This is a genomic window from Acinetobacter tibetensis, assembly GCF_023824315.1.
Taxonomy (GTDB): domain Bacteria; phylum Pseudomonadota; class Gammaproteobacteria; order Pseudomonadales; family Moraxellaceae; genus Acinetobacter; species Acinetobacter tibetensis.
Map to the genome: position 1 here is coordinate 3,003,794 of NZ_CP098732.1, position 12,674 is coordinate 3,016,467.

Annotated in this window: 6 protein-coding genes; 2 read left to right on the forward strand and 4 right to left on the reverse strand. The window is 43.9% G+C overall.

Annotation, left to right across the window (positions count from 1 at the left end; all coding sequences use genetic code 11):
• Nucleotides 1-280: 280 nt before the first annotated feature.
• Genes recD through M5E07_RS14480 form a run of 3 tightly spaced genes read right to left on the reverse strand, consistent with a single transcriptional unit; the run spans nt 281 to nt 9,497 of the window.
• Nucleotides 281-2,029, reverse strand: a complete 1,749-nt coding sequence (gene recD, locus M5E07_RS14470) for an exodeoxyribonuclease V subunit alpha (RefSeq protein ID WP_252220282.1) — start codon at nt 2,027-2,029, stop codon at nt 281-283.
• 41 nt (nt 2,030-2,070) lie between these two features.
• Entirely contained in the window at nt 2,071-5,808 is a 3,738-nt protein-coding gene (locus M5E07_RS14475) for a UvrD-helicase domain-containing protein (protein ID WP_434087786.1), read from the reverse strand.
• Entirely contained in the window at nt 5,808-9,497 is a 3,690-nt protein-coding gene (locus tag M5E07_RS14480) for an exodeoxyribonuclease V subunit gamma (protein ID WP_252220289.1), read from the reverse strand. Before M5E07_RS14480 ends, M5E07_RS14475 begins: the two co-directional genes overlap by 1 nt.
• Before the next feature lie 178 nt (nt 9,498-9,675).
• On the opposite strand from M5E07_RS14480, the gene M5E07_RS14485 reads away from it, so the two are divergent.
• Nucleotides 9,676-10,182, forward strand: coding sequence for a hypothetical protein (locus M5E07_RS14485; RefSeq protein ID WP_252220292.1), 507 nt, complete (start codon nt 9,676-9,678; stop codon nt 10,180-10,182).
• Nucleotides 10,183-10,221: 39 nt separating this feature from the next.
• Here M5E07_RS14485 and pap read toward each other — a convergent pair whose 3' ends face one another.
• Nucleotides 10,222-11,640, reverse strand: a complete 1,419-nt coding sequence (gene pap, locus M5E07_RS14490) for a polyphosphate:AMP phosphotransferase (RefSeq protein WP_252220295.1) — start codon at nt 11,638-11,640, stop codon at nt 10,222-10,224.
• Between the two features lie 210 nt (nt 11,641-11,850).
• On the opposite strand from pap, the gene M5E07_RS14495 reads away from it, so the two are divergent.
• Complete coding sequence (locus M5E07_RS14495) at nt 11,851-12,555, forward strand: DUF8198 family protein (protein ID WP_116758754.1); 705 nt, start codon at nt 11,851-11,853, stop codon at nt 12,553-12,555.
• Nucleotides 12,556-12,674: the final 119 nt, after the last annotated feature.

Below are 12,674 nucleotides of genomic sequence, written 5' to 3' on the forward strand. Positions count from 1 at the left end.
GTATTGCTGAAAACAAAATTCAAGTCAATAAAAAAGCCCTGTAGTCTCTCCCAAAACTACAAGGCTTAGCGGCTGTAAGTTTCCTCTTTCACCTACTTCACTGTAAGTTCGCTGTCATATTCCGACTTTGTTCTTATCCTTTTGCGATTATGGCTCAACATTCCGTGTTGTGCTCTTTATGTGAACTCATCTTCTCAGAAACCGTATGAAAGCTCTATGCGCAAATATCTTGAATCAATGTAAGCTTTTTCGTACAAAGCATCCCATTATGTAGTACAAGTTAATAATCCAAGATACCTTTTATTTTTTCTAAAACTCCACTCATCCGAGTCGTCCTTTTAGACAACGCTTGTGCCAAAGCCTGAGGATCTGCCAATACACTCACCACCGTTTTAGCACGCGTAATTGCGGTATAAAGCAATTCCTGACTCAACAAATTTTGCGCTTGTGCATCCAAAACCACTGCCGTATGCGTGAACTCTGAACCTTGTGATTTATGAATGGTCAATGCAAATGCAGTTTCTATACTTTTGGGTAGGCGTGTTGCCAGAACCCATTTTTCTAAACTTGGGAAATAGACTTCAAACTGAGACTGTCCTTGACGTTGCCTTTTAAAACAGATGCCAATATCCCCATTAGATAATCCTAATTGATAGTCATTATAAGTCATCATCACAGGGCGCCCGACATACCAGTCCCCTTGTTTGGTCGTGTAGCGACTGAGTTCATTCAGTAAGCGCTGTTCCATCTGTTGATTAAGCTGTTTCAAGCCAAATGCACCATGTCGAATGGCCGTGAGGATACGGTAATCATCAAAAACCTGAATCACATGCTGAAGAGAAGCATCTGGATCTTCCGCAGTCAAATGTGTTTTCAATACTTCAATATAATGCTGATAGCCCAACATCAGTTGATCGTAATATTGCTCTGATGTTGGATGCGCTTGAGCAAAGTACTCCAGTTGCAATACATTCGGCATCTTGGCTAAAAGTGGTACAGCTTGGATTTCAGTCGGTGCTACCACCTGTTGGTGAAATTGTTCCAGCAAGGCTTGGGGGGATATGACTGCTGGCGGCTGCTGAATAAATGCTGCCATTTGTCCAATTAAGGCTTCACCATCAAAGCGTCGACTGGTCTTTAAATGTACCCGATTATCTTGCAACGCTTGCACCTGCTGTAAATCTGCCAATACTGCCCCAACATCAACCGAGGCCAATTGATTGGCATCTCCCAATAAAATCAGTCGAGCTTGATTGGGCACGGCAGCAAGTAACATACTGGCCAGATTCAAATCCAACATCGAAGCTTCATCCACCACAATCACATCATAGGGTAATGGTTGTTCGGCATCATAACGTGGACGAGCAGAATGCCCTAAACCCAACAAGCGATGCAGTGTGACTGGATTTAATTGTTTTAAAGCAGGAGTAACTAAAGGCTGCAATATCTCATCATTCAAGGCATTTTGCAGGGCTTCTTTCATGCGTTGCGCCGCCTTGCCTGTGGGTGCTGCCATCGCAATGCGTAAATGTGGTAAAGATTGGTTTAATGCCGCAATAATACGTGCCAAAGTGTAGGTTTTACCTGTACCCGGTCCGCCCGTAATAATATTGAAAGCGTGCTGACACACCATGCTTAATGCCTGCTGTTGATGTTCATCACTCAGCAAACTTGAGTAAACTTGATGATCGACAACAGGAACCGTTTGTTGTTTTAACCTCGCCACGTGCCGTGCCAAAGTATCTTCTTGTTTCCAATAACGATACAGGTATAAATATTGTGCGTCATAAATGAAAGGGGCAACCCGATATGCTACTTCATTTTCACCGATGGCTAAATGCCCCAAAGTTTGCACGGCATCAGGTTCAAACAACACACAACTGTTGCCCTGTAACATCGCTTCCAATACGGACTGTATAACGGCATCTGCTTGTGGGTTTGGCGTTGCACTAAAAGGAGGCTGCTGAAGATATTGACTCCACGATTTAATCCATTCAGCATTCAATTGCTGTTCCTGCTTGTTTTCCACACAGTTATCCTCAAAGTTATCCACAACTTAATTCATTGTTTTTACACAACAGCCAAAGGTGTTGATGCACTTTTATGAACATGCTCTTCAGCAAAGTAGCCCAATAATGCATCTAAACGCAATATAAACTCTGCATCAGGGCACCAATACTTTACCCCGTACTCGGCATCTCCATGCATGCCCCGTAAATACAGATAACTTGCACCGCCTAAATGTTTTTGAATGTCATAATCTTGCAACTGCACTTGTAAATAACGATGTAACGCCACCAAATACAGCCCCGCCTGCAACCAGTAACTGGCATGGGACATGCTTTCTTGTAACTTTGTTGGCGTGTAATCCATAATATTTACACCCAAAAAATTACTCTTATAATCGGCAATCTGGTAACGCTGCCCATCGAAATAAACCAAGTCGATAGAGCCCGTTAAATAACGTGCCGAATTTGCAGGATTGAGTTCTGGCATATAAATGCCATATTCAGCATATAAGTCCTGTATGCGTTTAATCGCCAAAACGTGATTGGACAAGGCCAAATAAAATGGAAACTCTGCCAGATATGAGTCTGCGCCCAACTGGTTGAGGCAAAACTGCTGATGTAAGGGCGTAGACAACACCTGTGCCAACCATTCAGCCATCCACATCAGTAATTGTTCTTCATCCACCTGCTGAAAGTCTTGCTGATATTTTTCACACAACGCCTGCCATAAACTTGGATAATCATTTTTAAAACGACGACGGATTTCGATTTTCCAGTCCTGTTGCTGTTGAAAATCAATGTGTTCAAAAATTTCATGCAAAAAATTACCCGCCAGAGTCCCCATCGGAAATTGACGCTGAATCCAATGGATCGGTTGCATAACCTCCTCAGACGATGCAACAACTTCGAGATTCATTTCATCCGCAGCACTTTGTCGCTGTTCACGCTGCACAGCCAATGCATCTAATGCTTGCTGCCGACTCAAATGCTGTGCCAATGCACTAAAACTGGTTTTTGCACGCGGATAAAAACGTTGCGTTGGAAATTCGGCGGCATACAGTTCAGGAATGCGCTGATCTTGTGTACGTTTCAATACTGTAGGACATTCGGTTAACACCGCTTCATCGACACTATATGGATGCTGAAAAACCTGCGCAGCATGTCCACGCCAAAATGCCAAGCCCGTGGTCGATTTACCTGCCTGATCTTGTAATATGGCATAAACCCGATGACTGGCACGGGTCAGTGCCACATACCATAAACGATGCTGCTCCGCTTCTGCCCGTGCATTATGCTGTTGAATTGCCAGCTCATCCAAAAGATGCTTGTCATTCACCGCAATCACACGCTGCATTTCGGGCTGCCCTGTAGCGGGATCGGGTAATTGTTGCGTAGAGAAATTCAGGGTTTTGTTCATTTCCCGAAAATCTTTATCAGCGCCTAACAAAAACACCAGCTTAAACTCTAAGCCTTTGGATTGGTGAATGGTCATCAACTGCACGCCCGCCTCATTCGACAGTTTTCGTTCCAGTTCCCATTCACGCTCACTCGGTGCTTGAATCTGCCTGAGATACCAGTGATATAGCGCCTGTGGTCCCTGAAATTGCTCACTGTGTTGACTGAGCAACTCAGTTAAATGGCGTAAGTTCACCACACAGCGTTCATTGTCGCGGCTTTGGCTTGCCACCAGATTTGACCATGCCTTAAATAGGTTTAAAGCATATTGCCAAGCGCTTAAAAAGCCTGTGTTAAACCACATTTCCCGAATGTAATCAAAATCTTCAATAAACTGACTCAATCCTTCGGGGCGTTGTTCCAATGCTATCAATTGACTGAGTTGGAAGTTCAGTAACCGTGTGAGTAATGCCCGCTTGACCTTGGCTTCATCATAAGGATGCATGATTGCGGTCAAAATGGCCGCTACGTCCTGTGCAATCGCGCTATCAAATACGCTACGTTTGGAAGGACGATTAACCCGAATCCCCAAACGCTCTAGCTCATATTGCACCTTATCTAGCCCATCATGGCTTTTGGATAAAATTGCAATATCATTTTCATCAATGCCACGGTTGCCTGTGGCTTCTGCCAAATACAACTGCTGCTGAATACCTTGATTCAGCAAATCACGGATTTTCCACGCCACTTGAATAAATTCATCTTTCTTGTCTTGTAGCATCAACCAGCGCAAAGGCTGATGATTGTTGCCTTGCGCATCCACCAGAACTGGATGTGGTCGTGGCCCTGCCTCAACGGCGCTATATTCAACCTCTTCTCCCAATTGGATTTGACGCTGAAATAAAGCATCGACCACCGTGACCAATTCAGGTACAGAACGATGATTGTATTTCAGACTGTACAGTCGGCCTTGCTTACTCAGTACATCGGCACGCGCTTTGTTATAGGTCAGCATGTCTCCGCCACGGAAGCCGTAAATCGCCTGTTTCGGATCACCCACCATTATCATGCAGCCTTTGGCATAATGTCCTGCATCACGCCAGATACGTGCCAGCATATTGTCCTGATCTTGATTGGTATCCTGAAACTCATCCACCAAAATTAAGGGATAACGGGCTTGAACAAAACGGGCAAAGCGCGCGCCTTGTGCATCTTGTAAGGCATCGGCCAAAGTACGAATTTGCTGCGCAAAGGTAGTTTCGCCCTTTTGCTGCAAGATTTGCGGCAAGCGTTTTTTCACTTCCGAGGCCAGATAGAACTGCAAATAACTGTCCAGTGTTTCTAGATCAAAACTGAGCTGGTCTAGACTGTGCATAAAAGCCGTCAGTTCACGAATCAGAGGATGCTGTTGAAATCCCTGTAAGACCTCATCTGGGCATTTGTTCAATACTTTGTGGGTGGCATCGCTCAGATTTTTCAGGGTTTCGGCATATAAGGGCGCGAATAAAGCATAAGTGCCTTGCTGCTTTAACACCTCCAACAATTCAGGCAGCTTGATCGTCAAGAGTTGCTGTAATTTGTTGTCATCACGCCATTTCTTGGCCAGTAACTTAAAATGGGCTCCTTCGGCAGAATAATAGTCTGCCAATTCAGACAGACGACTCCAATCCAGCCCCAATAAATGTTCGACTTGACGACTAAAGCCTTCTACATCGACTTCTGGGGCAGCCACCGCCTGAAAATGTGCGGAAGCAAAATTTAGACTGTTTTCTACCACCGCCACATAAGCCTGTTGCGACTTTAATTTTTTATTCAGCAGCAGATAATCCAGAATATTTTGCGGTTGCTGCTGAATCCATTCACGCAGTACGTCGTGAATCAATTGCTGGGTATATTGTTTGGCGTCATCGGTAATTTCTACCCGCTCAATTTTGCCACTTTCAAAGGCAAATTCACGTAGCAACTTCTGGCTAAAACTATCCAAGGTTCCAACAAAGAGTTCATCCAGTTGATCAATCACCAATTTAAGCCGTTCACGCGCATAGTCCACCCGCGGTGCATAATCCTGTAAAACTTTTTGATATAAAGGATCGGATTCTGTCGTGATTTTCTGTTGTAGCTCCGATTGCGTCAGGCTTTGGCACGTCTCAAAGTAACGTAAAGTATCTAGCAAACGACTGCGAATCCGTCCCTTTAATTCTGCCGCTGCCGCACGGGTAAACGTGGTGGCAATCACCTGATTCGGGAGATAATCACCTAAGAAAATTCGTACCATTAAACTAGACAAGGTAAAAGTTTTGCCTGTGCCTGCCGAAGCTTCAATCCAGTGCAGCCCTTTAAACTGCATATCCACAATCGGATGATAAGAAGTTGAAGCAGGTGGAATTACGGTGCTCATCTGCATTATTCCTTAATCAACTGTTGATATTGAAAAATTGGGGCATACAACGCATAGGCATACTGCTGACAGGCTTGTGCTAACAAAGCCGTGCTATCTTGCTGTTGCAAAATAAACTGCCAATCACGATGTTGAGCACTGGCTTCATTGTCTAAAACAGAAAAACCAGCAAAACGCCCATCATCCTGCCAGTCTTTGACCAAAGCATCCCAGTCTTTGATCTGTGGTTGACCCTGTTCATCGGGTTGCCATTCCAGTTGTTTGCCTTTTTCTGCGACTTTAAATAATAAAGCGGCGGGTAAAACCACAGGCTGCATCTGCCCGTGTTGCCACATCTCAAACCACGCTGCTAAATATTGCTGTGCTTGATGGGAAGATACTCCATGACACAGCACCGTTTGATCACTGAATACGACCAAGCGCGTCAAGTCTTGCCCTGCATCACCTAAATTTTCATGAGCCAACCAAAACAGATATTCCAACCAGAGCTGAACCCGTCGTTTGGCACGCGCACTCGATGCTTCTAAACTGACCCATTGCTGCGTGGACTGAGATGGAATAGTGATTTGGAACTGGATATTTGCACTCATATTCCAAAGCTGTTGTGTGACGGCGGTGACTGTTTCTGCATAACGCTGCAAACGTGCTTGTAATTGCTGCTGTTCAATTACACTGATTTGCCATGCAGCTTGCTGCATTTTCCCGACAGGCAACTGATCCAATAACAGTTCAGGCTGGGTCGTTTGCCCTTGCTGTTGTAAGAAGTTTCGGACTGCATAACGCCCCAAACCGTCTAAAACCAAGGGTTCAACTTCATCGGGCAGGTTTTCAGGTTTTAAGTTTTCCACCCCAAGGGTTTTTAAATATAAACGTGCAGGGAAACAGACATCCTGAATCCATTGTCGACTTTGAAGACTGACAAAATCATTGGATGCAGCCATATAAACCGTATCTTGCCAAGCCTGACGCTGTCCCGTGGGAGCAGCAATCTGCTGTGCCACCCGATACCAATGATCTTGAAAGCGCATTGGTTTTGGCTGAGTAAACCCTGAAACATCAAAAGGTTGTAAAGGATGAATTTGATACAAGGAATGCAATTGTGCAGGTATCTCTAAGCCCTGAAAATCTGGACGGGTCGCTTCCTCCCCATCTACTTTTTGGGTAATTAAAGCCAAATATTGAATCAATTCTTGTACAGCGGTAGAAGGTTCACGCATTTCGCCATCATTGACATCAAAACCTTTATAAAACAACCATAAACTCTGCTGTGCCAACAACAAGGCATCCAAGAAAGCCCCCTGATCATCCTCTAAACGAGAACGATCGCCCAATTGTGGTTTAAGGATGTCCATCAAATCAAATGGTAAATGCTGATTGCGACTCGGGAATTTTCCACTGTCCAAATTCAACATCACAATCAGACGATAGGGAATCGGACGAATCTGCCCCAACTGACTAAAAGTGATCTGTCCAGTCGGTTCAGCCTGATCGAGCTGTGCATCCAGCGTAGTTTGAATTTCATCGAGTAAATAGGTCAAGGGCAAGCTTAATTGATCTAACCCATACTGCTCTTGCCCCTCATAGAAATTAGAGAGGGTCAGCATACGCTCTTGTTTTTTAATAATTTGTGCAACACTTGCCAATGCCTCTACACCAGCCTGCTCAAATTCTGCCACTTCCTGCATTAAAATTTTGAGCCACTGTTCTACAGACTTTGGCTGCTGCTGTTCATGTGCCAACAACCAGTCCCGACGTGCATCCAAATCCTGATAAATCTGAATCAATTTGGTAATCAGTTCAAAATCACTTGGCATGACCTCGGCAAAACTGAGTGTTTCTTCAAACAGCGTATGTTCAGGAATCGCAATACCAATGGCCAAACGGTCTAAGGCAAATTTAAAACTAAAGCGATAATCTTGATCACCTTTGGTCAGACTCAATGCCAAATGTTGCGCATCCAAGCCGCGCTTAAAGCCTGATTGTTCCAGCAGTTCCAGCATGCGTTCTACACGATTCATGTCTAAGCCATAGCATTGCTGCGTGGCCGCCAAGCTCAACCAGTCGGCAAAATCATCTAAGCGAAAGCGTCCTTGCGTCAGTTGTATACGTCCTAATACCGCACGCCATGCATTAGTAGCATCCAATTGAGTCACGCCTGCAATTTTCACAGGCAGATAAATACTGTCTTGGCTAATCCGTGTTTGTGCATTCGGCATTATGCGCTCGGCCTCACGCTCCCGTGCAGGCGGTGCAAAAATGCTCCGAATATGCGGTTCAATGTCTTTTAAATTGGGACTGAGCACCAAAATATCGCTGGGACGACGTGGTTGCTCCTTGCTCCCTTGTGCCAACCATGCAATCAGTTGTTCTTTCAGCACTTCCAGTTGACGCAAAGTGGAATGACAGACATGCACCTGAATTGAATCATCTTGTGCATCCAACACAAATTGATGTTGTTCTGGCTCAACCAAATACAAAATATCGGATTGGACTTTGCCCAATAAAGTGGGTGGATATTCATCAACAAATACATCTGCCCAAACCCCATCTTCCCCCGAAGAAAGTCCAGATAACAACGAAAAATGATCTCGCGCTTGCTTACCAAAACGGGTTAATAATGGATGGCGCGATTCACGAATTTCGGCATTAAAATGCAGGGTAAAATCCTGAAAGAATTGTTGAATTTCGGCATCACTTGCCTGTGGATTTTTCGCAATAAACCGCTCTTTCACCCGCAAGTCATAACGTGCTTTCCAGTTCGGATCGACACTGTCTGCCCAGTATTCCTGAGACGGGTTATAGTGCAGCAGATACACATCAATATATTGCCCTAAACGCTGTAAAAACTGTAACTGACTCGGTGGTAAGTCCAGTAAGGTAAACACGACCAAGGGCTGTGGCAGCTTTTTCAGTGCCGCTGCATTCGGTGCCTCGACATTGCCCAGCGTCTGCCAAAATGCAGCATCAATCTGCTGCATGTCCATAAAATCCTGATGAAACACCACCTGCCACAGCCAACGCTGCCACGCTTCCAATTCGTACGCTTGATTCAGCGTAAATGCCGAGATTTCAGTATGGGTTTGGAAGAACATCTGCTCAATCGGCAACGCCTGATTATTGCCCCAACGTTGTAACCAGTTGGTCGGACAGGAACATTGGTTGCTTGGACAGTTTTTCTGGCAATGTCCTCGGTATTCCATGTAATGGCTAAATAACTTAGACACCTGCTCAGCAACCCAATACAACATGCGCTGCTTTTTCAGTTGTTTTTCGATGCCCTGTTCAAGCTGGTCTGCACTGGCATAAATGCGTTGCACAATCGGAGCAAGCGGATGTGCCGCATCCAAAGGAGAGTGCTCTGGCTGAATATAAGCCAGCAAGGCTTGATAAACCCGCCATTTAATAATCATGCGTGGAATATTGGCTTTACGTACCTGTTCTTTGTCTTGATCCAGCACCCACTGATAGGCTGACCATTGAAAACCACGAATGCGATGATGAAACTGAGTGTTGGCACTAATGCCTTTTTGCTCGGCCAATTGCTGGGTCAGCCAAACTTCAACCGCGGGCGATGGCACAATAAAATGCTGGGTTTTTAACACCTGTAAAGCATTACTGCTCTGTGATTTTACCGTTTTTAACATGGCCTGAAGTAAAACATCAATCCGTTGACTTTGAATCACGTGAATGGCCATGAATATTTTTTCTCCAACGATAAATGAACAGCAATCTACAAAAGCATAAAGATTATTGACTATACTTCATGTACTGTCTATGTCACGGTATAATCGCACTTCGATTTAAAAATGACTTTGAAAATCGAAGCTTAAAGATGCTTCAATATAAAAATGGATACAAGGTTTAGAGTACACAATGAAAATAGACAACATTCCCGATTCAATTGATGCCTCGTTAAATCTAGAACAAATACGGGCTGAATGCTTAGAAATGGTACAAAAACGTGCCTATGTTTCTGCGGGTGCAGCCGTCATCCCCGTCCCTTTTTTTGATGTCGTGATTGATGTCGGAATTTTGTCACAACTGATTCCCGAAATTAATGCCCGCTTTGGCTTGGCACCCGAACAAATCAGTGTGTTTGATTTAGAAACCAAACAAATTCACTGGCAAGAATTGCGTAAACGTGGTTTTGAATTTTCGGGTTTGGTTGTTGCAAGAACTGCCGTAAAAAACTCATTGCACAACATGGCATCTAAAATGATTACCAAACAAGTCAGTAAGTATATCCCTCTGGGTGGTCAGTTGGTTGCGGCAGGTCTTGGCTATTTTGTCATGAAAAAAGTGGCTGAGGCACATGTAGAAGACTGCTACAAATTGGCTAAATCCATTCAGCAAAAGCAAAACCTACAAGCACTCATTTAAAAATAGGTTTCGCCTAAATCATATTGCTCAAAGCCATTTTTAATCGGCTTTGAGTTGCTTCAAAATACTTCTTAGAATTTCCAGTCGTGCACTGTATTTGTCATCATTGGCAATAATGTACCACGGTGCATAGTCGGTATTGGTGCGTTCAAACATATCCGCCGCCGCATGCAAATATTCATCCCACTTTTCCCGATTGCGCCAATCTTCTGAGGTAATTTTAAAGCGCTTATGTGGCGTTTTTTCTCGTTCTTTAAAGCGCGTATATTGCTCATCTTTACTAATCGAGAGCCATATTTTGACCACTACAGTTTGGCTGTCACTTAAATCCTTTTCAAAACGGTTAATTTCTTCAAAAGCGCGCTGCCACTCCACATCACTGGCAAAGCCTTCAACCCGCTCCACCAAAACCCGCCCATACCAAGTCCGATCAAAAATACTAATCCGTTCATTGGGTTGTAGTTTGTTCCAGAAACGCCACAAATATGGATGACGCAATTCATGTTTTTCAGGCGCAGCAATACTATAAATTTCATATTCGCGCGGGTCTAAACTTTTAACAATCCGTTTAATCGCTCCGCCTTTACCTGCGGCATCCATCCCTTCTAAAGCAATAATCACATTGCGTTCTCCAAAACGTAATGCATCTGCCACTTTACGGGTCAACTTATCAAGCTCTAGCTTATATTCATTCTTATCAATTTTTTCCACAGGCGGCTGTTGTAGCACCGCAGGAATATCGGCCTGCTTCCATTTATGCTGTGCCGATTTCACATGCTCTGGGCAATGCTTTAAGGCTCTTAAAACATGTTTGGCAAATTGTTGATCACGCGATTTTTCATCTTCACAATCAATAATGATCCAATCTTCGGTAAAGCGTTGCCGTAACTTTTGTAAGCGGTCATATTGTTTTTTATTGCGCCAGTTTAAACCATGCAATTTATGCCAGTGCAACTCACTGGCATCCATATTATCCAAACGCTTTTGCAACGACTTCCAAGACAAATCAAACCAGATTTTAATCACATCCACATGGTTGTTTTTTAAGTCTTGTTCATAAGCACGCATATTGTCGACATATTCATCATAGAGCGTTTCATCTAAGGGCTGTGACACATGCAAAGCCGTCGTGAGTAAATCTCCGTACCAATTCCCGAACATCACGGCAATTTGTCCTTCGGCAGGAATAAAGCGTGCATAAGGCAGCCAAAACGGCTGGGTATTGTTAAACATCTCAGGGGCATCTGCTTTCACCCGTAAATAACGCGGATCCATCCATTCGCGGAGTTGTTTTACCGCCTCGCCTTTACCCGCCAGTTCAATACCGCTCACCAACACCAAAACACTTTTGGCATTCGGCTGATCTTGGGTATCTTTTAATGCATATTGTGCATCGATTAAATCAAGCGACAGTTGATCTTCATCAGCCAAGGCTGGTTCTGATTGTTCTTTTACCATAAGTTTCCGCCCTAAATTTCAAATTATTTTTTCAATTTTTTAAGCCATCATTTTGTTTCAGTATAAAACAAGCGGAATAGGCATTTTGACAGATCTTTGTATAATTTCATGACAAATTGACTGATTTTCATGCCATATTCGATCATTTTGTCATAGCGAGAACGTGCAACAAGCTCTAAGATTTGCACATGTTTCAAATCGAGATAGCACATGTCTAAACTTGCGGTACTAGATGAACTACTAGAACAGTACGATCAATTGCAATATCACAATAATGCTGAGCTATTTCAACGTCTGCAAGATGTGCAAATGTGGCAAAAACATCGCATGCAACGCACCCATCAACAGCACTTCGCGGTGAAAAACAACCAATTGATGGCGCAGTACTTTTTGAACCGTTTGTATGGCGGCCCCGACTTTGATGCTTTGGCCAAACAAATTGCACGCATGATGAAATATGTGCATAAAGCAGAGAAACTCATTCCAGACAATGCGATTAAAACAGGGACTGCAGGTGTCGAATTGGCTATCCTCGCCGTACAGTTGGATGAGCATGTCGCACTACAATTGCTCGAAGACTATGCTCCGAATACACCACTCACCGATGAAATGATGCGCCTTAGTTATTTAAAACTGGATCAAGGCCAATCACGTTTACATCAACTGGAACTGCTCGATCAACTGGGTGCCAGCCTCGACAAATATATGCGCTCATTTATGGTCTATACCGCGTTTAAAATGTGTAAAGGCGTGGCTTACAAACACCATTTCGATGTGATGTATGAGTTTATGCAGGACGGTTTTTTGGCGATGAAACCATTAAAATCGGCGGAGCAGTTTGTCAAAGATTTTACCGCCATTGAACGTCAAATTATTGGTAAAGTGCACGCAGGTGATCTGCATCCTTTCCAATAACAGTGCATTCGTAGCAGGATAAACTCTTGAGCGAACCTACAGCACGCGTATTTTTTTCTGTATATTATTCATAACAATTGCATGATGATTGCTGCACATCGGCCAAGAATCTGTCATCA

What these genes read in the sequence shown, in the direction of transcription:
- M5E07_RS14480 (WP_252220289.1), bottom strand. Translation starts at nt 9,497, where the DNA reads ATGGCCATTCACGTGATTCAAAGTCAACGGATTGATGTTTTACTTCAG.
- M5E07_RS14475 (WP_434087786.1), bottom strand. Translation starts at nt 5,808, where the DNA reads ATGCAGATGAGCACCGTAATTCCACCTGCTTCAACTTCTTATCATCCG.
- M5E07_RS14495 (WP_116758754.1), top strand. Translation starts at nt 11,851, where the DNA reads ATGTCTAAACTTGCGGTACTAGATGAACTACTAGAACAGTACGATCAA.
- pap (WP_252220295.1), bottom strand. Translation starts at nt 11,640, where the DNA reads ATGGTAAAAGAACAATCAGAACCAGCCTTGGCTGATGAAGATCAACTG.
- M5E07_RS14485 (WP_252220292.1), top strand. Translation starts at nt 9,676, where the DNA reads ATGAAAATAGACAACATTCCCGATTCAATTGATGCCTCGTTAAATCTA.